At 63.3% G+C, this 22,445-nt stretch carries 27 protein-coding genes; 10 read left to right on the top strand and 17 right to left on the bottom strand.

Translation table 11 applies throughout. The features are described from left to right. Positions 1 to 167 precede the first annotated feature (167 nt). The 4 genes from ACHAC9_RS06340 to ACHAC9_RS06325 are packed head-to-tail and all read right to left on the bottom strand — an operon-like array spanning position 168 to position 3,778. Complete coding sequence (locus ACHAC9_RS06340) at positions 168 to 1,052, bottom strand: ABC transporter permease (RefSeq protein ID WP_435758269.1); 885 nt, start codon at positions 1,050 to 1,052, stop codon at positions 168 to 170. Beyond that, positions 1,049 to 1,879 (bottom strand): ABC transporter ATP-binding protein, encoded by an 831-nt coding sequence (locus ACHAC9_RS06335; protein ID WP_435758267.1) that lies wholly within the window; start codon positions 1,877 to 1,879, stop codon positions 1,049 to 1,051. Before ACHAC9_RS06335 ends, ACHAC9_RS06340 begins: the two co-directional genes overlap by 4 nt. A gap of 2 nt (positions 1,880 to 1,881) precedes the next feature. Beyond that, entirely contained in the window at positions 1,882 to 2,889 is a 1,008-nt protein-coding gene (locus ACHAC9_RS06330; RefSeq protein ID WP_435758265.1) for an ABC transporter substrate-binding protein, read from the bottom strand. A gap of 13 nt (positions 2,890 to 2,902) precedes the next feature. Continuing rightward, positions 2,903 to 3,778, bottom strand: coding sequence for a TauD/TfdA dioxygenase family protein (locus ACHAC9_RS06325; RefSeq protein WP_435758263.1), 876 nt, complete (start codon positions 3,776 to 3,778; stop codon positions 2,903 to 2,905). A gap of 224 nt (positions 3,779 to 4,002) precedes the next feature. Here ACHAC9_RS06325 and ACHAC9_RS06320 point away from each other — a divergent pair, with 224 nt between their 5' ends. From ACHAC9_RS06320 to ACHAC9_RS06305, 4 genes are read left to right on the top strand one after another with little or no spacing between them, the layout of a single operon-like run. After that, a complete protein-coding gene (locus ACHAC9_RS06320) occupies positions 4,003 to 4,572 on the top strand; it encodes an RNA polymerase sigma factor (RefSeq protein WP_435758261.1) in 570 nt (189 codons plus the stop codon). Then, on the top strand, positions 4,569 to 4,967 hold the full coding sequence (locus tag ACHAC9_RS06315) for a DUF3619 family protein (RefSeq protein ID WP_435758259.1): 399 nt from the start codon (positions 4,569 to 4,571) through the stop codon (positions 4,965 to 4,967). The genes ACHAC9_RS06320 and ACHAC9_RS06315 overlap by 4 nt, the downstream gene beginning before the upstream one ends. Then, positions 4,964 to 5,728, top strand: a complete 765-nt coding sequence (locus ACHAC9_RS06310; protein WP_435758257.1) for a DUF3106 domain-containing protein — start codon at positions 4,964 to 4,966, stop codon at positions 5,726 to 5,728. Before ACHAC9_RS06315 ends, ACHAC9_RS06310 begins: the two co-directional genes overlap by 4 nt. A 16-nt stretch (positions 5,729 to 5,744) precedes the next feature. Beyond that, positions 5,745 to 6,242 carry an RDD family protein gene (locus tag ACHAC9_RS06305; RefSeq protein WP_435758255.1) on the top strand — a complete coding sequence of 166 codons (498 nt, stop codon included), beginning with the start codon at positions 5,745 to 5,747 and terminating at the stop codon, positions 6,240 to 6,242. Positions 6,243 to 6,326: 84 nt separating this feature from the next. Here ACHAC9_RS06305 and ACHAC9_RS06300 read toward each other — a convergent pair whose 3' ends face one another. From ACHAC9_RS06300 to ACHAC9_RS06250, 11 genes are all read right to left on the bottom strand, one after another. Continuing rightward, positions 6,327 to 7,061 carry an rRNA pseudouridine synthase gene (locus ACHAC9_RS06300; RefSeq protein WP_435758253.1) on the bottom strand — a complete coding sequence of 245 codons (735 nt, stop codon included), beginning with the start codon at positions 7,059 to 7,061 and terminating at the stop codon, positions 6,327 to 6,329. Then, on the bottom strand, positions 7,058 to 8,092 hold the full coding sequence (gene ltaE / locus ACHAC9_RS06295) for a low-specificity L-threonine aldolase (RefSeq protein ID WP_435758251.1): 1,035 nt from the start codon (positions 8,090 to 8,092) through the stop codon (positions 7,058 to 7,060). Before ltaE ends, ACHAC9_RS06300 begins: the two co-directional genes overlap by 4 nt. A 5-nt stretch (positions 8,093 to 8,097) precedes the next feature. After that, positions 8,098 to 8,991, bottom strand: coding sequence for a class I SAM-dependent methyltransferase (locus ACHAC9_RS06290; RefSeq protein ID WP_435758249.1), 894 nt, complete (start codon positions 8,989 to 8,991; stop codon positions 8,098 to 8,100). Between the two features lie 10 nt (positions 8,992 to 9,001). Then, entirely contained in the window at positions 9,002 to 9,343 is a 342-nt protein-coding gene (fdx, locus tag ACHAC9_RS06285; RefSeq protein ID WP_435758247.1) for an ISC system 2Fe-2S type ferredoxin, read from the bottom strand. Positions 9,344 to 9,384: 41 nt separating this feature from the next. Next, positions 9,385 to 11,274, bottom strand: a complete 1,890-nt coding sequence (gene hscA, locus ACHAC9_RS06280) for a Fe-S protein assembly chaperone HscA (protein WP_435758245.1) — start codon at positions 11,272 to 11,274, stop codon at positions 9,385 to 9,387. Positions 11,275 to 11,433: 159 nt separating this feature from the next. Next, on the bottom strand, positions 11,434 to 11,949 hold the full coding sequence (gene hscB / locus ACHAC9_RS06275; RefSeq protein ID WP_435758243.1) for a Fe-S protein assembly co-chaperone HscB: 516 nt from the start codon (positions 11,947 to 11,949) through the stop codon (positions 11,434 to 11,436). 7 nt (positions 11,950 to 11,956) lie between these two features. Beyond that, positions 11,957 to 12,280 (bottom strand): iron-sulfur cluster assembly protein IscA, encoded by a 324-nt coding sequence (gene iscA / locus ACHAC9_RS06270; protein WP_435758241.1) that lies wholly within the window; start codon positions 12,278 to 12,280, stop codon positions 11,957 to 11,959. A 44-nt stretch (positions 12,281 to 12,324) separates the two neighbouring features. Further along, entirely contained in the window at positions 12,325 to 12,714 is a 390-nt protein-coding gene (gene iscU, locus ACHAC9_RS06265; RefSeq protein ID WP_435758239.1) for a Fe-S cluster assembly scaffold IscU, read from the bottom strand. Between the two features lie 148 nt (positions 12,715 to 12,862). Further along, positions 12,863 to 14,119 carry an IscS subfamily cysteine desulfurase gene (locus ACHAC9_RS06260; protein ID WP_435758237.1) on the bottom strand — a complete coding sequence of 419 codons (1,257 nt, stop codon included), beginning with the start codon at positions 14,117 to 14,119 and terminating at the stop codon, positions 12,863 to 12,865. A gap of 20 nt (positions 14,120 to 14,139) precedes the next feature. Next, positions 14,140 to 14,628, bottom strand: coding sequence for a Fe-S cluster assembly transcriptional regulator IscR (gene iscR / locus ACHAC9_RS06255; protein ID WP_435758235.1), 489 nt, complete (start codon positions 14,626 to 14,628; stop codon positions 14,140 to 14,142). A 207-nt stretch (positions 14,629 to 14,835) separates the two neighbouring features. Further along, positions 14,836 to 15,606 (bottom strand): uracil-DNA glycosylase, encoded by a 771-nt coding sequence (locus ACHAC9_RS06250; RefSeq protein WP_435758233.1) that lies wholly within the window; start codon positions 15,604 to 15,606, stop codon positions 14,836 to 14,838. Positions 15,607 to 15,746: 140 nt separating this feature from the next. Here ACHAC9_RS06250 and ACHAC9_RS06245 point away from each other — a divergent pair, with 140 nt between their 5' ends. After that, positions 15,747 to 16,178 carry a CBS domain-containing protein gene (locus ACHAC9_RS06245; protein WP_435758231.1) on the top strand — a complete coding sequence of 144 codons (432 nt, stop codon included), beginning with the start codon at positions 15,747 to 15,749 and terminating at the stop codon, positions 16,176 to 16,178. A 76-nt stretch (positions 16,179 to 16,254) separates the two neighbouring features. Here ACHAC9_RS06245 and maiA read toward each other — a convergent pair whose 3' ends face one another. Together maiA and ACHAC9_RS06235 are read right to left on the bottom strand one after the other, a co-directional pair. Beyond that, positions 16,255 to 16,899 carry a maleylacetoacetate isomerase gene (maiA, locus tag ACHAC9_RS06240; protein ID WP_435758229.1) on the bottom strand — a complete coding sequence of 215 codons (645 nt, stop codon included), beginning with the start codon at positions 16,897 to 16,899 and terminating at the stop codon, positions 16,255 to 16,257. Then, positions 16,896 to 17,921 carry a fumarylacetoacetate hydrolase family protein gene (locus ACHAC9_RS06235; RefSeq protein ID WP_435758227.1) on the bottom strand — a complete coding sequence of 342 codons (1,026 nt, stop codon included), beginning with the start codon at positions 17,919 to 17,921 and terminating at the stop codon, positions 16,896 to 16,898. The genes maiA and ACHAC9_RS06235 overlap by 4 nt, the downstream gene beginning before the upstream one ends. 108 nt (positions 17,922 to 18,029) lie before the next feature. On the opposite strand from ACHAC9_RS06235, the gene ACHAC9_RS06230 reads away from it, so the two are divergent. From ACHAC9_RS06230 to ACHAC9_RS06210, 5 genes are all read left to right on the top strand, one after another. Continuing rightward, entirely contained in the window at positions 18,030 to 18,974 is a 945-nt protein-coding gene (locus tag ACHAC9_RS06230; RefSeq protein ID WP_435758225.1) for a LysR family transcriptional regulator, read from the top strand. Between the two features lie 33 nt (positions 18,975 to 19,007). Beyond that, on the top strand, positions 19,008 to 19,580 hold the full coding sequence (locus ACHAC9_RS06225; RefSeq protein WP_435758223.1) for a gamma-glutamylcyclotransferase: 573 nt from the start codon (positions 19,008 to 19,010) through the stop codon (positions 19,578 to 19,580). 159 nt (positions 19,581 to 19,739) lie between these two features. Next, on the top strand, positions 19,740 to 20,201 hold the full coding sequence (locus ACHAC9_RS06220) for an MEDS domain-containing protein (protein WP_435758221.1): 462 nt from the start codon (positions 19,740 to 19,742) through the stop codon (positions 20,199 to 20,201). Next, the gene (locus ACHAC9_RS06215) at positions 20,159 to 22,105 is read left to right on the top strand and encodes a hybrid sensor histidine kinase/response regulator (protein WP_435758219.1); all 1,947 of its coding nucleotides are present in this window, start codon (positions 20,159 to 20,161) and stop codon (positions 22,103 to 22,105) included. The genes ACHAC9_RS06220 and ACHAC9_RS06215 overlap by 43 nt, the downstream gene beginning before the upstream one ends. A gap of 65 nt (positions 22,106 to 22,170) precedes the next feature. After that, entirely contained in the window at positions 22,171 to 22,419 is a 249-nt protein-coding gene (locus ACHAC9_RS06210) for a hypothetical protein (RefSeq protein WP_435758217.1), read from the top strand. The last annotated feature ends 26 nt before the right edge of the window (positions 22,420 to 22,445 follow it).

The following is a 22,445-nucleotide window of genomic DNA, read 5'->3' as shown; positions in this document are numbered from 1 at the left end:
TGTGTGCCGGTCTGGCGGACGGTGATGCTTCGGGGGTGCAAAGCGTAAGAAACACCTTACTGCGTTGCACCATTTTGGTCAAGATAAAAAAATGAAAAGAAAATATGCACCGGTTGGGTGCGCGATCCGAGGGGATCGTGCGCTGCAGCGATGCGCTTGATGGTACCCTAGCGCTCCATTCCCCAGCGGCGGATGGTCACCCGCTCCAGCGTCTGAAACACAATATTCTCCACGGCGAGCCCGATGATGATCACCGCCGCCAAGCCCGCAAACACCTTATCCGTAAACAATTCGTTACGGCTCTGGAAAATGAACCACCCCAAGCCGCCCTGCCCCGACGTGGTCCCGAACACCAGCTCGGCTGCAATCAAGGTTCGCCATGCAAACGCCCAGCCAATCTTCAGCCCCGACAGGATCGCCGGCAGCGCCGCCGGAATCAGGATCTGCAGCACAAACCGCAATCCTCCCAGCCCATAATTGCGCCCCGCCATGCGCAGCGTCTCCGGCACCGCGCGAAAACCGGCGCTCGCATTCAGGGTCAGCGGCCACAGCACCGAATGCATCAGCACCATGATCAGGCTCCCCTTGCCCAGTCCGAACCACAGCAAGGCGAGGGGCAGCAGGGCAATCGCCGGCAGCGGATTGAACATCGAGGTCAGCGTCTCGATCAGCTCGCGCCCGGCACGGTTCGACACCGCCAGCCAGGTCAGCAGGAACGCACCGGCGACACCCATCAGGTAACCCTGCGTCAGCACCGCGAACGAGACCGCGATATAGCCGAACAATTCGCCCGAAGCGATGCCATCGATCAGCGCCCTGCCCGTCTGCAAGGCGGTCGGCAGCAGCAAGTCGTTGTCATACCAGCGCGCGAGCAGCTCCCAAATCACGGCCAGCACCAGCAGCATGCCCGCCTTGCGCAGCCAGGCGAAACCTGCCGGCGGCGAGCACCCTTTGGAGGCGGCCTGCATCTGCGCAGCGGCAACACCGGCAGGAGGCAGCACCAGCGCCAGTTCATATTCGGGACGGATCGGAGGATCTCGAAAGGCGTTCATGCGTGCTCCGCAAAAGCCGGGGGAGCCGGCGCGACCTGCGACGGGCCTGCGAACAGCAGCCGGTGGATGCGTTCATTGGCGGCCTGGAATTCAGGACTGCCGGCGCTTTTCAAATCGAACTGGTGACTGTTGAGCTCGGCGCGCACGCGGCCCGGATGGGGGCTCAGCAGCAGGATACGGTTGCCCACGACCAGCGCTTCCTCGATCGAGTGGGTCACGAACAGCATCGTAAAACCGATCTCTTCCCACAAACTCTGGAGTTGCTCCTGCATCGTGCGCCGGGTCAGCGCGTCGAGCGCGGCAAAGGGCTCGTCCATCAGCAGGATTTCCGGCTGCATCGCCAGCGCGCGCGCGATCGCCACGCGCGCCTTCATCCCGCCCGAGAGCGTGTGCGGGTAAGCATCGAGAAAGCGCGCCAGGCCAACCTTGCCGAGCCAGTGGCGGGCACGCTCGCGCGCATCAAGTTTCTTCATGCCGCCCGCCCGCAGCGGAAACATGACGTTGTTTTCCACCGTCTTCCAGGGCGGCAGCTGGTCGAATTCCTGGAACACGACCATCCGGTCCGGGCCCGGCCCGGTGATCGGTTGTCCGGCCAGGCGCAGGCTGCCGGCACGCGGCTGGATAAAACCGCCCACCGCCTTCAGCAAGGTCGACTTGCCGCAGCCGGAGGGGCCGAGCAGCACGAAACGGTCGCCCCGATGCACCTCGAAGCTGACGTCTTCCGTGGCGCGCACGGTGCCTGCCGTCCCGGCGTATTCGATCGTCACGTGCTCGGCGCGCAGCAGCGGTCCCTGCGGCGGCACGACCTGCAATGGGGGCGTGTTCATGCTTAACTCCCCGAGGCGAGCGCCGGATGCTCGAAGAAATAGTCTTTCCAGCTTTCCGGCTTCTTCTTGATCGCGCCGACCTCGAACAGGAACTGCGCGAGACCCAGCGTGTTCTGCGGCGCCACCTTGAATTGCACCTTCTGATTCCTGATCACTTTCACGAGAAGCGCGCGGTCGATGCTGCCCTTGTTTACGCGCAGGTAGGCGTCGGCCGCCGCTTCCGGATTGGTACTGGCCAATTGCGCCGCTTCGACCAGCGCGTCGAGGAAGGCGCGGTAGGTTTTCGGATTGTCCTTCACATATTTTTCGGTGGCGTACAGCACCGTCGACGAGCTCGGGCCACCCAGCACCTGGTAGGAATCGAGCACGATCCTCGCCTTCGGATTGCCGGCCAGTTCCTGCTCCTGGAACGGCGGATTGGCGAAATGGGCGTTGATCTCGGTGCCGCCGGCGATCACGGCCGCCGCCGCGTCCGGGTGCGGCAGGGCTTGCGTGAACTGATCGAGTTTCTTGAACTGGGCCGGGCCCCACTGCTTGGCGGAGGCCATCTGCAGGATGCGCGCCTGCACCGAGACGGTGACTGCGGGCAGCGCGATGCGGTCGCGCGAAGAGAAGTCGGCGATCGATTTGACGGCCGGATTCGTGCTGACCAGGTAATACGGAAAATTACCGAGCGAAGCGACGGCGCGCACGTTTTGCTTTCCGTTGGTGCGGTCCCAGATGGTCATCAAGGGCCCCAGGCCGGCGCCGACCACGTCCACCGAATTCGACAGCAAGGCATCGTTGACGGCCGCCCCGCCCGACAGCTTGACCCAGTCGACATCGATCTCGACACCATGCTTCTTGCCGTGCTTTTCGATGAGCTTCTGGTCCTGCGCGACATTGAGCAACAGGTAGACCACGCCGAACTGCTCGGCGATGCGGATCTTGCCCTCGGCCTGAGCGGCGGGTGCGGCGGCAACCAGAGAGGCAGCTGCCAGTGCGGCCGCGAATTTTTTCAAATTAGCCATCGATTCTCCTGGTTCAGAACGGGACATCGCCCGCGATCGTGGTGCGGTACAGCTTGCGGCGCTGTTCGGGTGGGCAACCGGCGGCCAGGTGCATCAGCGAGCGGTTGTCCCAGAACACCATGTCGTGCGGCTGCCATGCGTGGCGGTAGATGAATTCCGGTTTCGTACTGTGTTCGAACAAGGCGTCGAGGGAGGCGCGGCTGCGTTCTTCCGGAATGCCGATGATGCGCGTCGTGAAATGCTCGCTGACGAAGAGCGCGCGGCGTCCGGTTTCCGGATGGGTGCGCACGACCGGATGGCGCACCGGCACCACTTCGTCGATTTGTGCCTGCGTCAGCGCCGGGCGCCACGGATTGATCTTGCGCAGGTCTTCGTAGCGCGCCAGGTAGCTGTGCTCGGCCTGGGCATTTTCCACTTCGCGTTTCAGGGCGTCGGGCAGCGTGTCCCAGGCCAGGTGCTGGTTCGAAAACAGGGTGTCGCCGCCCTCTGCCGGGAGTTCCTGCGCATGCAGCATCGAACCCAGGCTCGGGGTCGCTTTATAGGAGAGGTCGGAATGCCAGTAGTGGCCGGCGTCGCCCAGGCCGACCGGTTCGCCGTTCTCGCGGATGTTCGAGATCACCAGCACCTCCGGGGTCCCGGCGAGCTGGAACTGGCGCAGCACGTGGATCTGCAGTTCGCCGAAGCGGCGCGAAAATTCCACCTGCTGGGCCGGGGTGATACGGGTGTCGCGAAACACCAGCACGTGGTGGCCGAGGTGGGCGCGGTGCACGCGGGCCAGGTCGGCGGTGCTGATCGGGCGCGACAGATCGAGGCCGAGCACTTCGGCGCCTAGCGGTGCGTGCAATGGCCGGATGTCGAAGTCCTGGCGGGAAGCGGTATCTAACGGCATGATGGGCTCGCTGAGTCAATGTTGGGTTCAGCTTAGCCAGCCGGTGTCGGCTTGAAAACGAATCATTTCGAGGATCGTCATGCGTTTTTTTTAAAGCCCAGTTCGCCCGGACCGAGCGACACTGAGCAATAAGGGTGCAACCAAGGGGGATTTTTGCTAGGATTCGTGAGTTTTCCATAAAGCACGGACCAAGCATCCGGGCGCATCACCCTCTCCTTCAGCGCATGGCCACAGACAAAGAACTAGGCGACTTCCTCGAGAATGTCGAACGGCGGGCGTTCAAGCAAGCCGTGTACGCAGTGCGCAAGGACGAAGCGGCGCTCGACATCGTGCAGGACGCGATGATCAAGCTCGCCGAAAAATACGGCGACAAGCCGGCCGCCGAACTGCCGATGTTGTTCCAGCGCATCTTGCAGACCACCATCCTTGATTATTTCCGCCGCGAAAAGGTACGCAATACTTGGGTCAGCCTGTTTTCCGGGCTCGGCCGGCGTGGGGGCGAGGACGAGGACTTTGATATACTCGATGCGTATGAAGCGGAAGAAGGAACGGCAGCGGCCGAGTCCAGCATGGACCAGGTCGAACGTGCCCAGACCCTGCGCCTGATCGAAGCGGAGATACAAAAGCTCCCGACGCGTCAACGCGAAGCCTTCCTTATGCGTTACTGGCAGGATATGGACGTGGCCGAAACGGCCGCGGCAATGGGATGTTCGGAGGGCAGTGTCAAAACGCACTGTTCTCGCGCTACGCATACCCTTGCCGATGCCTTGCGGGCCAAGGGAATAATACTATGAATAACGACGACATCAACCTGGCGTACAAGCTGCGCCACGCCCTGAACGACAACCTCGACGCGCTGCCGGCGTCCACGACCGAGCGCCTGGCCGCTGCACGCGCACTTGCCCTGTCGCGAAAAAAAGCCGATGCGCCCGCGCGAGCACAGGGGGCGCGCCGCTTCTTCGATGTCGGCTTCCATTTATCCGGCGCCGGCCTCGGGCGCCTGGGCGTCGCCATTCCCCTGCTGGCGCTGGTCTTCGGCCTCGGCGGACTGTACCAGTACGACCAGCAGCAGCGTATCGCCGAACTGGCCGAACTCGACGCGGCCGTGCTGGCCGATGAATTGCCGTTGACGGCTTACCTCGACCATGGCTTCAATGCCTACCTGGAGTCGCAACAGCGCCAGCAATGAGGACACCCCCTTCCAAGCCCCGCCGCCTCGGCTGGATTGCCGCGCTGGCGGCGCTGCTGGCCGCGCTTGCAGCCTGGCTCATCTGGGATAACACAGGAAACGACGCCCCGGCCGACGCGCGCAGCGCTGCCACGGCCGCCAGCGTCCCGGGCACGTCCGCCAAGGACACGCGCGTGTTCGACAAGCCGCTGTGGCGCGACTTGTCGCCCGCGCAGCAGATCGCCCTCGCCCCGCTGCATCCGGAATGGGACGCGATGGATGGCGTGCGCAAGAAAAAATGGCTCGAAATGTCGCGCCGCTTCGGCTCCATGAATCCGACCGAACAAGGACGCGTGCACGAGCGCATGCGCCAATGGATGCGCCTGACGCCCGAGCAGCGCACCCTGGCGCGCGAGAACTACAACAAGACGCGCAAACTCGCACCGGGCGACAAGGCCGCCAATTGGGAAAGCTACAAGCAGCTCACCCCCGGCGAGAAGCAGCGCCTGGCGCAATCGGCCGCGCGCAAGAAGGCGGCCACCGCCAACCTTCCGGCGCCCTCCTCGACCACCATCGTCGCCCCGACCAGTTGCCCGGCCGGCACCACGCGCCGCGGCGCCGCCTGCATCGCCTTGCAAGCACCAAGCTCGATCCCGGCAGCGCCGGCGATCAGCCAGCCGGCGCCTGTCCCGGTGACGCCACCTGCCGCAGCTTCCCCGGCGGCGCCCGCGCCAACCGCCCAACCTTCCGCCGCCCCTGCGCCATCGAATGCAAACGGTTAATTCAGCTGCATCCCCCGTGATCGGCACGCCGACCGTCAAGCGTCGCGTCGTCGCGATGCTCTACGAAGCCTTGCTCCTGATCGCGGTCGAGGCCCTCGCCGTCTTCATCTACATTTTCGTCACCGGCAACCGCCAGGATCCGGCCTACCGTGCCGGGCTGATGGTGTTCCTGTTCCTGGTGACGGCGGCGTATTTCGTCCACGCCTGGAGCGGCAGCGGCTTTACGCTGGCCATGAAGACCTGGCGCATCAAGCTGGTGAAAGTAGGCCATGCAAAGGTGCCGTTCCGGAATGCGGCGATTCGCTACCTGCTGGCCTGGGGCTGGTTTGCGCCGGCGCTGGTCGTAGGTGCGCTGCTGGACCTGCACCGTGTGAAGGAATGGGCGCTTGTCTTGATACTCGGGCTGCTAGCTTGGGCGCTGACGGCGTTTCTGGACAAGGACCGGCAGTTCCTGCATGACCGGATTGCGGGGACGAGGTTGATTGCGTTGCCGAAGGTGGGGAAGAAGAAGTAAAGCCGATCCGCCAAGTTGTAGAACGCGAGGGACGTACGGTGGGCGGGAGACAGCGGGGCCGCGGAGGCCCACCCTACGCCACCATCAAAACCGCTCGTATTCGGTCAGATAGCGCCACTGCCCCGCCGGCACACCACCCATCGACATCCGCCCCACGCGCAAGCGCTTGATGTCGGTGACCGTCAAGCCCACCGCCGCGCACATGTGCTCGATCTGGCCGGGACGCATGCCCTTGGCGGCGAAGCGCAGGCGACCTTCGCTTTGCCAGCTGACCTTCATCGGGTTGACCGGCTTGCCGCTGAAGTTCAAGCCGTGGTTCAGCAGTGCCAGGCCATTTTCCGCGATACCGCCCGAGACCTCGACCACGTACTCGTGCTCGACGCGCTCGCCGTCGTCCAGCAACTTGCGCAGGACGCGGAAGTCCTGGGTGTAGACCAGCAGGCCGCTGGCATCGGTTTCCAGCGGCGTGCACAGCGTCAGGCGCGCCAGGTGGCGCTTCAGGAAGCGCGGCTGGCCATGGCCGCCAAGGACCAGCGTCTCCTGTGTCAGGCAGTCCAGCGCACTCGTACCGCGTGCGCCGACGCCGGCATTCATCCCGGCCGGCTTGTGCAGCAGGATGGTGACCGGAGGGGCTTCCTCGGCGCTGGCGCCCGGCAGCAGCACAACGCTTTGCGCAGGCGTGACGCGCGTGGCCGGGTCCTCGACCACGGCGCCGTCGACGCTCACGCCGCCGCCGGCGATGTAGCGCTCTGCTTCCGCGCGCGAGCATGCTGCCTGTTCGGCCACACGTTTGGCCAGGCGGATTCCATCGTTACTCATGACGCTTGCCAGTTCTTGAAGAAGGAGGTGAAGGCGGCCACGACGGTATCGACGTCGGCACGCGAGATGTCCAGGTGGGTCACCAGGCGCGTGCGCGCACCGATCGAGGCGCGGATGCCCTGCTGCGCCAGGAACTGCCGTAACGGCTCGCAGGCCGCTGGCGGGATGTCGAGCCAGAAGATATTCGTCTGCGGCGTGCCGACGGCAAGCAGCTCGATCTCCTTCAAACCGCGCGCCAGCAGGGCCGCATTCTCATGGTCGTCAGCGAGACGTTCCACATTGTGCGCGAGCGCGTGATGGGCAGCCGCGGCCAGCACGCCCGCCTGGCGCATGCCGCCGCCGAGCATCTTGCGCCAGCGGATACCCTGTGCGATAAAGGCTTTCGGGCCCAGCAGCACCGAGCCGACCGGCGCGCCCAGGCCTTTCGAGAGGCAGACCGACACCGTATCGAAACCCTTTACCACGTCGCGCAGGCTGACGCCCTGCTTGACGGCGGCGTTGCACACGCGCGCGCCGTCGAGGTGGGTCGCGAGGCCTTTTGCATGCGCCAGCGAGGTGGCGGCCGCGATGTAGTCCTGATTCAATACGCGCCCGCCGATCGTGTTTTCCAGCGCCAGCAAACGGGTGCGGGCGAAGTGCATGTCGTCGGGCTTGATGTAGGCCTCGATGTCGGCCAGCGAGATCGAGCCGTCCGCCTGGTTGGCGATCGGCTGCGGCTGGATCGAGCCCAGCACCGCGGCGCCGCCGCCTTCGTATTTATAGGTGTGCGCTTCCTGGCCGACCAGGTATTCGTCGCCGCGGCCGCAGTGGGTCATCAGGGCGATCAGGTTGGTTTGCGTGCCGCTCGGGGCGAACATGCCCGCTTCGTAACCAAACAGATCGGCCGCGAAATCCTGCAGGCGGTTCACAGTCGGGTCGTCGGCGTAGACGTCGTCACCGACTTCAGCGGCGGCCATCGCGGCGCGCATCGCCTGCGAGGGTTGGGTGACGGTGTCGCTGCGCAGGTCGATCCAGTGTTTATTTTCGCTCATGGTCATTAGTCGTCGTTGGTTACGGCTTCGGCTTGCGCAGCATAGAAACGCCCGCCCATCTCTTCCAGTCCCAGCGTGGCCAGCACTTCCTGCAGGCGCTCGCTCGGGCGCCGGCGCGGCAGGTCCTTATAGGTGGCGACGATCAGCTCATTCTTCATCGAGTGCTCCCAGCCCACCAGTTCCGTCACCGTCACCTGGTAGCCGTGGGCTTCGAGCTGCAGGCAGCGCAGCACGTTGGTGACCTGGCTCCCGAATTCGCGGGTGTGGATCGGGTGGCGCCAGATTTCGGTCAGCGCGCTCTTGCCCAGGTCCTTGCCCTTGTTCTTGCGCAGCACGCTCGCCACTTCCGCCTGGCAGCACGGCACCAGCACCATGTGCCTGGCCTTCTTCTTCAAGGCGAAGTCGATCGCGTCGTCGGTCGCAGTGTTGCAGGCGTGCAGTGCGGTGACGATGTCGATCCTCTCGGGCAGGAGGCTGGAGCTTGTCGATTCGGCCACCGACAGCGGCAGGAAGGACATGTTCGGAAAGCCCAGGCGCGATGCCAGCTCGGTCGATTTCGCGACCAGTTCGTCGCGCGTTTCGATGCCGTAGATGTGCGAGGCTTCTTCCAGGCCCTTGAAGAACAGGTCGTACAGGATGAAGCCGAGGTAGGATTTGCCGGCGCCGTGGTCGACCAGGGAGACGGCGCCCTTATCGCCACGAACGTCGTTCAGCAGCGGCTCGATGAAGTTGACCAGGTGGTAGACCTGTTTCAGCTTGCGGCGGCTGTCCTGATTGAGCTTGGCGTCGCGCGTGAGGATGTGCAGTTCCTTGAGCAGCTCGATCGACTGGCCGGGACGGACCTCGGGCGGGAGCTCAGGCGCGGCGGCCGGCTTCCTGGTGTGTTCAACGCGCTTCATAGACTTGGTATCAGTGGTTCTTTTCGGCCGCGTGGTTGATCGTGTACTTCGGGATCTCGACCACGAGGTCCTCGCTTGCCACGATCGCCTGACACGACAGGCGCGAGTTCGGCTCCAGGCCCCAGGCCTTGTCGAGCATGTCTTCTTCTTTTTCTTCCTGCTCGTTGAGGGAGGCGAAGCCTTCGCGCACGATCACGTGGCAGGTGGTGCAGGCGCAGACGCGGTCGCAGGCGTGTTCGATGTCGATGTCGTTTTCCAGCATGACGTCGCAGACGGATTTGCCGCTTGGGGCGTCGAGGACGGCGCCGTCGGGGCAGAAGACCGGGTGGGGCAGGATGACGATTTGTGGCACTTGTTGACCTCTACAATAATGGTGATCGGTTTGCGGACCGTTTAAATCTCGTCCAGCGACTTGCCGGCCAGCGCCTGGCGCACGCTCTTGTCCATGCGCCGCGCGGCGAACTCGTCGGTGCCGTGGGCGAGCGTCTGGACGGCGTCGTGCAGCGCATTCTGGCGCAGGCCCGATTCCACTTCGGCATCGTTCGAACGCGCGAGCGCGTCAACCACGCCCTGCACCAGGGTCGCCAGCGCAGCGAGCTCCGCTTCTTCCAGCAAATTGCTGTCCGAGTCGAGCGCCGACTGGGTCGCCAGCAAAATGCGCTCGGCCTCGACCTGCTCTTCGCGCAGCGCGCGCATCTGCATGTCCACTTGCGCCGAGCTGTACGAATCCTGCAGCATGCGTGCAACCTCGTCGTCACCCAGACCGTAGGACGGTTTCACGGTGATCGACGCTTCCACGCCCGAACGCGTCTCGCGCGCGGCGACCGACAGCAGGCCGTCGGCGTCGACCTGGTAAGTCACGCGGATGCGCGCGGCGCCCGCTGCCATCGGCGGAATGCCGCGCAGCTCGAAGCGCGCCAGCGAACGGCAATCCGACACCAGCTCGCGCTCGCCCTGCACCACGTGTACCGCCAGGGCGGTCTGGCCGTCCTTGAAGGTCGTGAACTCCTGCGCACGCGCGCACGGAATCGTAGAATTGCGCGGGATGATCTTCTCGACCAGGCCGCCCATCGTCTCGATGCCGAGCGAGAGCGGCGTCACATCCAGCAGCAGCCAGTCGTCGCCCGAAGCGCGGTTGCCGGCCAGGAGGTTGGCCTGGATCGCGGCGCCCAGCGCGACGACCTTGTCCGGGTCGATGTTCGCGTGCGGGATGGTGTGGAAGAACTCGGACACGGCGCGGCGCACATGCGGCATGCGCGTCGCGCCGCCGACCATCACCACGCCATCGACGTCTTCCACCGACGCATCGGCGTCGCGCATGGCTTTACGGATCGCGTTCATGGTCTTGCCGACCAGGTGCTTCGTGATCTCGGAGAAGGTGTGCGCGGTGATTTTCACGTGCACCAGTTCGCCCGAGTTCAAGATGGCGTCGATCGTCGTTTCGTCGTTCGACGACAGCAGTTCCTTGGCCTGGCGCGCCTTCACCATCAGGGTCGCGGTGTCTTCGTCCGACAGCGGCGAGAGTTTGGCTTGCTCGGTGATCCAGCAGAACAGGCGGTGGTCGAAGTCGTCGCCGCCCAGGGCCGAATCGCCGCCGGTGGACATCACTTCGAACACGCCTTTGGAAAGCTTCAGGATCGAGATGTCGAAGGTGCCGCCGCCGAGGTCATACACGGCGAACACGCCTTCGGATCCCTGATCGAGTCCGTAGGCGATTGCTGCGGCGGTCGGTTCGGACAGCAGGCGCAGCACGTTGATGCCGGCCAGCTGGGCCGCGTCCTTGGTGGCCTGGCGCTGGGCGTCGTCGAAGTAGGCAGGCACGGTGATGACCGCCCCGACCAGGTCGTCGCCGAGCGAATCTTCGGCCAGCTGGCGCAGGGTCGCCAGGATCTGGGCCGAGGTCTCGACCGGGCTTTTGACGCCGGCCACCGTGCGGATCTGGACCATGCCGGGAGAATCGACGAAGTCATACGGCAGGTTTTCGGCGTGGGCGATGTCTTTCAGGCCGCGGCCCATGAAGCGTTTTACCGAGACGATGGTGTTCTTCGGGTCGGTGGTGCGGTGGGCTTGCGCCTTGTGGCCGATATGCGCGTTGCCGTTGGCCAGGTAACGCACGACCGATGGCAGCAGCGCGCGGCCATCCTCGTCGCTGAGCACTTCAGGGCTGCCGCTGCGCACGGTGGCGACGAGCGAATTGGTAGTACCCAGGTCGATGCCTACCGCCAGCCGGTGCTGGTGCGGCGCGGTCGACATGCCGGGTTCGGAAATCTGCAGAAGTGCCATGTTCTTGTTACCTGGTTGTTGTTTTATTTGCTGATTGGCGTGGCGTGGGCGCCGCGTGCCCATCCTGTAAACATCGCATCGCGACGTTCATACACATGTTGAACGCGTGGGCGGGAAGCCCGCCCACGCTACGTCCCTGCGCTTCAGGCAGGCTTTGTTCTAGCTGTCAATCGCTTCGAACGCGTACTGTACTTCGTCCCCGAATTTATCGAGGAACATCAGCGAGCGCACGCCCTGCGCAGCCGCATCGAAGTTCCCGGCGTCGAGCTGCTTGCCGACCTGCGCCAGCATCGTCTTGCGTTCGCCGCGCACCTGCGCATCGAGTTCGTCCAGCACGGAGGCATCCTTCGCCGCGCGCGCGTCGCCGAGCGCTTCGCGCCACTCCATCTGCTGCATCAGGAAGGCCATCGGCATCGCCGTGTTCGATTCCGTCTGCAGGTCGACGCCATTGAGCTCGCACAGGTACTGCGCGCGCTTCTGGGGGTTTTTCAAGGTTTGATAGGCTTCATTGGCACGCGTGGCCCACTGCATCGCGACGCGCTTTTCGGCATCGGTCGCGTTCACGAAACGGTCCGGGTGCACACGCCCCTGGACCTCGCGGTAGGCCCCGTCCAGCGCCGCCATGTCGACATCAAAACGCGCGGGCAGCTGGAACAGCTCGAAGTGGTTCTGCATCACCGGCTCAGATCCGGAAGCTTTCGCCGCAACCGCAATTGTCCTTGACGTTCGGGTTGTTGAAGCGGAAGCCTTCGTTCAGTCCCTCGCGGGCGAAATCGAGTTCGGTGCCGTCGATGTAGGCCAGGCTCTTCGGGTCGACGAAGACCTTCACGCCATAGGACTCGAAGACATTGTCTTCAGGCGCCGCTTCGTCGACGTACTCCAGCTTGTAGGCCAGACCCGAGCAGCCGGTGGTGCGCACGCCGAAACGCAGCCCGAGGCCCTTGCCGCGACGCGTGATGTAGCGGCTGATGTGCTTCGCGGCTTTTTCGGTCAGTGTGATTGCCATGCGTTCCTCTTGAGCTTCAATCGAATCTAACTATCGAATCTAATTTACTGCGCAGTTGCGTGCTTCGTCTTGTAGTCGGCGACAGCCGCCTTGATCGCGTCTTCCGCCAGGATCGAGCAGTGGATCTTCACCGGCGGCAGCGCCAGTTCTTCGGCGATCTGCGTGTTCTTGATGGCCAGTGCCTGGTCCAGCGTCTTGCCCTTGACCCATTCGGTCACCAGCGAGCTCGATGCGATGGCCGAACCGCAGCCGTAGGTCTTGAACTTCGCGTCTTCGATCAGGCCCTGGTCGTTGACCTTGATCTGCAGCTTCATCACGTCGCCGCAGGCCGGTGCGCCGACCATGCCGGTGCCGATCGATTCGTCACCCTTGTCGAAAGCGCCAACGTTGCGCGGGTTTTCGTAGTGGTCGAGTACTTTGTCCGAATATGCCATTTTGATGCTCCTTGAATTTCTTAAATTAGTGAACCTCGAAAAACCGTAGCGAGCGGCAGCAATGTTGGCCGAGACGCGCAGCTGTACGAGTAGTACAGCGAGCATCGCAGGCCGACAGTGCAACGCGCAGTAGGTTTGGCGAGGTTCATTAGTGGGCTGCCCATTGGATGGAACTGATATCGATTCCGTCCTTGAACATGTCCCACAGAGGCGACAGTTCGCGCAGTTTGCCAACCTTCGACTTCAACAGGTCGATCGTGAAATCGATGTCTTCTTCGGTCGTGAAGCGGCCGATGGTAAAACGGATCGAGCTGTGCGCCAGTTCGTCGCTGCGCCCTAAGGCGCGCAGCACGTAGGATGGCTCCAGGCTGGCCGAGGTGCAGGCCGAACCGGACGACACGGCGATGTCCTTGATCGCCATGATCAGCGACTCGCCTTCGACATAGTTGAACGAGACGTTCAGGTTATGCGGCACGCGATTGGTCATGTCGCCGTTGATGTAAGCCTCTTCGATTTCCATCAGACCCTTGGCCAGGCGGTCACGCAGCGCGGTGATGCGTACGATCTCGGTGTCCATTTCTTCCTTGGCGATGCGGAAGGCTTCGCCCATGCCGGCAATCTGGTGCGTCGGCAAGGTGCCCGAACGCAGGCCACGCTCGTGGCCGCCGCCGTGCATCTGCGCTTCCAGGCGCACGCGCGGCTTGCGGCGCACGTACAGGGCGCCGATGCCCTTCGGACCATAGGTCTTGTGCGCAGTAAAGGTCATCAGGTCGCACTTGGTCTTTTCCAGGTCGATGTGGAGCTTGCCGGTCGCCTGGGCGGCGTCGCAGTGGAAAATGATGCCTTTCGAGCGGCATAGCTCGCCAATCGCGTCGATCGGCTGGATCACGCCGATCTCGTTATTGACCAGCATGACCGAAACCAGGATCGTGTCCGGACGGATCGCCGCGGCCAGTTGCTCGACCGTGATCAGGCCGTTGTCCTGCGGCTCGAGGTAGGTCGCTTCGAAACCGACGCGTTCCAGCTCGCGCACGGTGTCGAGCACGGCCTTGTGCTCGGTCTTGACGGTGATGATGTGCTTGCCCTTCGTTTTATAGAAGTTGGCCGCACCCTTGATCGCCAGGTTGTTCGACTCGGTCGCGCCGGAGGTCCAGATGATTTCGCGCGGATCGGCGCCGACCAGGGCGGCGACGTGGGCGCGCGCCTCTTCGACGGCAGCCTCGGCCGACCAGCCGTACATATGGCTGCGCGACGCGGGATTACCGAACTGCTCGCGCAGGAACGGAATCATCTTGTCGGCCACGCGTGGATCGACCGGCGTGGTCGCCGAATAATCCATGTAGATCGGGAAATGCGGCGCAGTCACGAAGCTCTGCTCGATTTTTTTGTCCAAAGGCGCGTTCATCAGTTCACTCCAATTTTGCTTCAGTTTTGTGCGGTAATGGCGGCGGCAGCACCAGGATTGCGGTGCACCACGACGACGTTTTGTTCTTTCTGCTTCTGCTGGTCGACCAGGTCTTGCAGGGAGACCGAGTCCAGGTAGTCGACCATCTTGGCGTTGAGCGTGGTCCACAGCTCATGGGTCATGCAGCGGGTGCCGCTGGCGGCATCGGACCCGTGGCAGTTTTCCTTGCCGCCGCACTGGGTCGCATCAAGCGGCTCGTCGACGGCGATGATGATGTCGGCCACCGTCACCTTGTCCGCCGGACGCGCCAGGCTGTAGCCACCCCCCGGTCCGCGGATCGATTCGACGATCTCGTGGCGGCGGAGTTTACCGAAGAGCTGCTCCAGGTAGGACAGCGAAATGGCCTGGCGCTGGCTGATGCCCGACAGCGTGACGGGACCGTTACCCTGTCGCAGGGCAAGATCGATCATCGCAGTAACAGCAAAACGGCCTTTGGTGGTCAGACGCATCACAACCCCGGTAATGTTAAAATATTGCCCTTGTTCATTTCTGCAAGTCTTCGGTGCTGAAGTGTGAAGACCTGATTAGTTGAACGATTTAGTCAAGTATAGCAAAATCGGTGGGGTTTGTCTTGGAGGGGTCCAAAACCGGCGGGGTGGGTTGAGGGTGTTTTCCGGGTGGGCGGCGGCGCCGTTTCGAGGTGCTCGCGGCGCGTATCACCGCGCCCGCAACAGGGCCATCGGCCCGAACAGCCGCTGCATCCCCTGATGCCCGATGAAACTCAGGTTATACGGATGCTCCGCATACGCTTGCGGCAAGCCTGCGGTCTCGGGCAGCTTGCGTAACTGCTCCGCGATCTTCCCCCACAGCACCAGCGTCGGCGCTTGCGCCCGCTCGCTGAGCACCGCCAGCACAGTCTGCAAGAAGGGCAGCCAGGCGCGCGCGTCGATCACCGGCGCGACGTGCTTGCGAAATACCAGCGCCGCATTCAGCAGCAGGAAACCCTGCGCCGTCAGGTTGTCTTGCAGCTGCGCCAAGGTCCCGATCGAGCCATTGGTACGTGCGGCAGCCGCCACCGGTCCCATTGCCGCCCCACCGGTATCCTCCAGTTGCAGCTGCCCATCGGCCACCAGCAGCATCTTCATGAAGTTGCGCAGCGACGTCGCCCGGTTCACCGGCTTGGACAGCCCGGTCTCGCTCCACAATTCCCCGACGGCGCCATCCATGAAACAGACACCGGTCGCACTCTCGGCACGCGGGTACGGCCCCTCCCCCACCAGCACATAACGCACCTTTTCCAAGGGCTGGGCGAAAGCGGCGAACAGGCGCCCCTGCGTCGGCAGGAAGTCGTCGGCCGCCAGGGCCGGCAGGTAGCCGGGATCGGCTGTGGCGACCGCCTGCAAGCCGCGCAGCAGGTGCGGGCGCCAGGAAGCGTCGGCCAGGTCGAGCGCGTCGACGATGGAAGCGGGAATGGCGGGGCTGGTCATGGAATGGGGCAGGCAAAAAAGAGGCGGATTGTAGCGCAGCCCCGTACTGGCGGGCGCGGGCGTGCCGCGCCTCAATCAGGCGTAGCGGTTTCAGAAATGAGAGCATGGTTGTCATCCGCTCAATAATCAAAGGAGACAGCATGCAAACGATCCAGGACATCATGACCCGTGACGTGCAAACCATTTCGCCGCAGGACACCGTGCAGCGCGCTGCGCAACTGATGGACGAACTGAACGTGGGCGCCATTCCGGTGCTCGACGGCGACAAGCTGGTCGGCATGATCACCGACCGCGACATCACCGTGCGCTCGGTTGCCGTGGGCCAGAACCCGAGCTCGACAAAAGTACTTGAAGTGATGAGCACCGACGTACGCACCTGTACGGAAAACGAGAGCGTCGATTCCGTGCTTGGCAAGATGGGCGACGTGCAGATTCGCCGCGTACCCGTGATCGACGAGCAAACCGGGAAAGTGATCGGTATCGTTTCGCTGGGCGACGTGGCCACCCGGCATTCAGCCGACGTCGACCGCGCGCTCGACGAAATCTCCTCGCCGTCGGAACCGGACCGTTAATCAACCGGGCATCAAGCAAAAAGTGACATGCAAAAACGGCGGGCGCCTAGGCGTCCGCCGTTGTTCATGATGCCTCTTATTCCGCGTCCGGCTGCTGCGATGGATGCGCGGCCACAAACGCCGGCATCTCCACGCACAGCGCATCAATACGCGCAATATTCGGATACGCCGCCATATCGATCTCGAAGCGCTGGGCATTGAACACCTGCGGCACCAGGAAGCAGTCGGCGATCGTCGGCGATTGGCCGTGGCAGAACGGGCCGGCGGCCGGGTCGCGCGCCAGGTGAGATTCGAGTCCGGCCAGGCCCTCTTTGATCCAGTGGCGGATCCAGGCGTTCTTCTGCTCTTCACTCAGCTTGAGCTCGTGTACCAGATGTCGCAGCACGCGCAGGTTGTTCAGCGGATGGATGTCGCAGGCGATGATCTGGGCCAGCTCGCGCACGCGCGCGCGGCCCGGCGCGTCCTGCGGCATCAGCGGCACGGCCGGGAAACGCTCGTCCAGGTATTCGATGATCGCCATCGATTGCGTCAGGGTGATGCGCTCGTCCTGGAAGGCCGGCACCAGGCCGCTCGGATTGATCGCACGGAACTCTTCCTGGCGCTGCTGGCCGCCCTCCTTGAGCAGGTGCACGGGCACCGCGTCGTAGTTCAGGCCCTTCAGGTTCAGGGCGATGCGCACGCGGTAGGCTGCGGAGCTGCGAAAATAGGTATAGAGCTTCATTCTTTCCTCCCGTGGTAGTGCGCGACTTCATGGTCGATTGCACCGAAAATGCTCTCGCCGGCGGCATCGAACATCTCGATGCGCACGCTGTCGCCGTAGTGCAGGAATGGCGTTTGCGGCGCGCCGTGTTCGATGGTTTCGTACATCCGCACTTCGGCCAGGCAGCAATAGCCGACGCCGCCGTTGGCGATCGAGGAGCCGTGCAGGCCGCCCTGCTTGTTAGACACCGTGCCCGAGCCGATGATGCTGCCGGCGCACAGTTCGCGCGTCTTCGCCGCGTGGTGGATCAATTGCGCGAAGCTGAAGGTCATGTCTTCGCCGGCATTCGGCTTGCCGAAGGGCTCGTCGTTGATCGTGACCAGCAGGGGCAAGTGCAGCTTGCTGTCCCGCCAATCGCCACCCAGCTCGTCAGGCGTGACCGCCACCGGAGAAAAAGCGCTCGCCGGCTTGGACTGGTAGAAGCCGAAACCCTTTGCCAGTTCGTGCGGGATCAGGTTGCGCAACGAGACGTCGTTGACCAGCATGACGAGGCGGATCGCCTTGGCCGCCTGTTCGATGCTGGACCCCATCGGCACGTCGCCGGTGACGACCGCCACTTCCGCTTCCAGGTCGATGCCCCAGTCCTCGCTCATGACGGCAATCGGGTCGCACGGGCCGGTGAAGGAGTCGCCGCCGCCCTGGTACATCAGCGGGTCGGTGTAGAACGAGGCCGGCACGTCGGCATTGCGTGCCTTGCGTACCAGCTCGACGTGGTTGATGTAGGCCGAGCCGTCGGCCCACTGGTAGGCGCGCGGCAGCGGCGAATGGCATTCCATCTCGATAAACGACTCGGCCTTGTCGGCGGTGCCGGCGTTGAGCAGGGCATAGACGGCTTCCAGCTTCGGTGCGACCGCGTCCCAGTCGTCGAGCGCGCATTGCAGGGTGCGCGCGATCTTCGGGACGGCCTGGCAGGTGACGAGGTCGCGGCTGACGACCACCAGCGTGCCGTCGCGGCCGCCGGTCTTGAGTGTGGCGAGTTTCATGGCGATTCCTTCGTCTCTGTTTTGTGGTGATGCGTTGTTGCGGCCATTACAAATGAAATCGGACTATCATACAAACAATATTTTTCGCGCGAGTTATCAGACTATCTTATGAATCCTACCCTGCGCCAAATGCGCGCGTTCGTGGCACTCGCCAAGACGGGACACTTTACGTCGGCGGCACAGACCCTGCACGTCACACAATCGGCCTTGTCCGGGCTGATCAAGGAGCTCGAACAGACGCTCGGCGCACGCGTGGTCGACCGTTCCACGCGGCGCATCGTATTGACGGAAATCGGGCGCGAGCTGTATCCGCTATTTAGCCAGATGATCGATGATCTCGACGGTGCGCTGGCGAACGTGGCGGACCATACGCAGCTGCGAAAAGGCGTGGTGCGCATCGCCGCGCCGCAACTGATGTGCTGCACCCTGGTGCCCGAAGCCGTGGCCGCTTACCGCGCCGATTATCCGGACATCGATGTCCGGGTTGCCGACAGCGCGGTCGAGCACGTGATCGCGCGCGTGCTCTCCGGCGAATCGGATTTCGGCATCGGGCCGGAACGCGAAGCGGTGCCGCAACTGGAAGCGCGCGAACTGTTCGAGATGCCGTTTTCACTGGTATTCCCCCAGGGCCACCCGTTGGAGGCGAACGGACGCGTCACCTGGCAGGACATCGCGCGCTACCCGTTCATCGCGCTTCAGGGACAATTTACCCAGCGCCTGCTGGCCGACATGCGGGCGCAGTTGCGAGACGTGTCCCTGAAGCCTGCCAACGAGGTGACCTTCATGACGACGGCGCTGGCGATGGTCGGCGCCGGCCTCGGAATCACGGTCTGCCTGCCGTATGCCGAGCCGCTGGTGCGCATGCACCAGCTGCACATGCGCCCGCTCGAGGAGCCACGGCTGACACGCCGCTTTTTTGTCTACACGCGCACCGGGCGCTCGTTGTCGCCGGCGGCGGAAAGTTTCATCGACTTCCTGTTTCCCTACGTTGCCGCGAAGCGCGACCTGGCGCGCGAGCAGCCTTCCCCAGCGCCGGGCGCCGCGCCGGGCTAGAATCGGCGCATTGTTTTCGCCGGAGCAGCACCGATGTCCCACAACACTGTCGCCACAAACCAGCGCATGGATAAATTCGACGGCCACCACCGCGTGTGGCTGTTCGGCTACGGCTCGCTGATTTTCAAGGCCGACTTCCCCTACGTCGAACGGCGCCCGGCCGCCATCCGCGGCTGGACGCGCCGCTTCTGGCAGGGTTCGCACGACCACCGCGGTACCGAGACCGCTCCGGGTCGCGTCGTGACGCTGGTACCGGAAGACGGCGCCGTCTGCCACGGCATGGCCTACCTGGTCACGCCCGAGGAATTCGCGCACCTCGACCACCGCGAAAAGAACGGTTACCTGCGGCTGGCAATCGATATCGTTTTCGACGACGGCGGCAGCAGCGTGGAGGGGCTGGTGTACATCGCCACGCATGAAAACGCGGCCTTCCTGGGACCGGCGACCGAGCTCGACATTGCGCAGCAGATCGCCGGCGCGCGCGGACCGAGCGGACCGAACAGCGAGTACCTGCTGGAACTGGCGCGCGCCCTGCGCGCACTCGGCAAGGAGGATGCGCACGTGTTCGAAATCGAACGGCATCTGGCGAACAACGCGAAGCGCTGATTTCGCCACAGGAGCGATCGGTGCCGGGCCTTTTACGGGAACAGGTTGCTGTTGCTCATGTAAAATGTGAAATAGCCGAAAAATCAATACTTTGGCTGGTTTTTTCTACACACACCTTGGGCCTGGGTACGTTCTGGCTCATCATTCCTGGTAGCCACCATGCCGAACGCACAGAAGCACGTACACCTCGCCGGTTCCACCCTCACCCATTCCTGCCACGCCTGCGCCTTCTTCCATACCAGGGAAGAAGAATATCGCGTGCTCATGCCTTTCATTATGGAAGGGTTCGAACGGGGCGACCGCGCCTTCCACATCGTCGATCCGGACCGGCGCGACGCCCACCTGGCGCGCCTGGCACAGGAAGGCATCAACGTCGCCGCAGCCGAGGCGGGGGGACAACTCGAAGTCCTGAACTGGCGCGAGACTTACCTCAAGGATGGAAAATTCGATCAGGCCCTGATGATCGAGACCTTGCTCGGGATGATCGATCCGGCGAATGCACCCCCTGGAAAAATGTCGCGCAATATCGCCAACATGGAGTGGCCGTCAACCAGGCGACCGTCGCGCTGCAACGGCATTTGGCCGAGCGCGCCCTGGCGCGCAGCGAGTCGCAATTCCTGACCCTGGCCGATGCCGCGCCGGCGATGCTCTGGGTAACCGAGCCCGATGGCCGCTGCTCTTTCCTGTCGCGCGGCTGGTATGCCTTTACCGGACAAAGTGAACTGGAGGGCCTGGGCTTAGGCTGGACCGCGATGATCCACCCGGAAGATCGCGCGGCGGCAAGCAAGGCCTTCCTGGAGGCCAACGCGCGCAGGGAGGAATTCAGCCTCGAACATCGGCTCCTCCACGCGGACGGCGGTTACCGCTGGGTCATCGATGCGGGCCGGCCCAGGTGGTCCGCCGGCGGCGACTTTCTCGGATTCGTCGGCAATGTCCTTGACATTAACGATCGGAAGCAGACCGAGCAAGCGCTTCATGAAACACGGGAAACGCTTTCCGCCATGTTCGAGGCCTTGCCGGTCGGCGTTGCAGTAGTCGACCGGCATGGCAAGGTCGTGCTGTCGAATAAGGAAATGCACAGCTACCTGCCGACGAATATCCTGCCGTCGCTGGACGACGCGCGGCGCGAGCGCTGGCGTGCTGTGCATGCGGACGGCCGGCCTTATGCGCGCCAGGACTTCGTAGGAGCGCGCGCCTTGCGCGGCGAACGGGTTGTTCCAGGCATCGAAGCGCTGTACACAAACGACGACGGCAACGAGATCTGGACGCAGGTGGCCGCAGTACCGCTTACCGGCAGCGACGGCGGCCTGAACGGCCAGGTGACGGTTGTCATGAACATCGATGCTTTCAAGCGTACTGAGGCGGCGCTTCGGCTGGCCGAATCGAAGCAGCGCTCCTTGTTCGACGAGGTCGCCAAATCGAACAAGAACCTGAGCGAATTTCTGGCTGTCCTTGCACACGAATTGCGTAATCCACTGGCGCCGATTCTCACGGGCCTGGAAATCATGCGCATGCGCTCGGACAGTACCGAGACGATCATGAACGTACGCGGCATTATCGAGCGCCAGGTAAAGCAGTTATCCCACCTGATCGGCGACTTGCTCGATATCGCGCGCGTGACCAACGGCAAAGTCGATATCAGGAAGGCCCAGGTCGACCTGAAGTCCATCGTCTCGAATGCCGTTGAAACCAGTCTCCTCCTGATCGAGCAAGGCCATCACCTGTTCAGCCTGAAGCTGCATGATGCGCCGCTCCCGGTCAATGCCGACGCCGCCCGCATTGCCCAGGTGGTGGGAAACCTGCTGACCAATGCGGCGAAATACACGCCGCATGGCGGCACCATCGCACTGACTGTGGAGCAGGATGGTATGGACGCCGTCATTTCAGTGACCGACAGCGGCATCGGCATTCCTGCGCAAGCGCTGGAATCGGTATTCGACATGTTCAGCCAGGTGGGACGCAACATGCACCACGCCCAGGGCGGCCTGGGAATCGGCCTGTCGCTGGTGCGCCAGCTGGTCAGCCTGCACGACGGCACGGTCCGGGCCATCAGCGAGGGACCCGGCAAGGGCAGCACCTTCATTGTCAGGCTTCCTGTCGACCCGGGCGGCATGGCTGTCTTCGCGGGTGTCGCAGCGCCCAACGCGACTGCCGGGGCAGCGAAAACCTTGCGCATCCTGGTGGTCGACGACAATGTCGATGCGGCGTCGACCCTGGCCGCACTGCTTGACATGCATGGCCACGATCTTCGCGTCGCGCACGATGGGCGCCAGGCCGTTGCGCTTGCGGAGCAATTCCTGCCGCAGGTTGTCTTTCTCGATATCGGCATGCCGGAGATGACGGGCTATGAAGTGGCGCAGCAGCTCAGGAAGAACAAGGACCTGGATGCTTGCAGGATCGTCGCGGTGTCGGGATGGGGCGCGAAGGATGATCTCGCCCGTTCGAAAGAAGCCGGATTCGACATGCATTTCACCAAGCCGGTCGCGCCCGCGCGCGTCAGCGATTTCCTCGATTCGCTGCGCTGATCCCGCCTCCCTTCATCCAGGACGTAAAATATAGCCTGTATTGTTCACTTCAGCATAAGCGCCCCATGGAAACCAACGATCAGCGTTACCTCGTTCAACAAAACAAGATTGCCGACGGCGACAAGAAGCCGCCCGTCTTTGCCAAAGTCATGCGCGGCAAGGACGGCAAGTTCGAAGGCGTTTCCTTTATCAAGAACAAGGAAAAGGCCACGATCATGACGGTGGCCGAGGCCCAGGAAGTCATTGACTGGGCAGCGGGCAAGAAGAGCAACGCCAAGGAATATGCGACGAAGGTGATTTGCCTGGGTCAGTAGGCCCAGGACGCAGGGTCGCGGCGCGA

Source organism: Massilia sp. CMS3.1, assembly GCF_051262535.1.
GTDB lineage: Bacteria > Pseudomonadota > Gammaproteobacteria > Burkholderiales > Burkholderiaceae_D > Telluria.
This window is presented reverse-complemented; position numbering and strand designations above follow the sequence as displayed.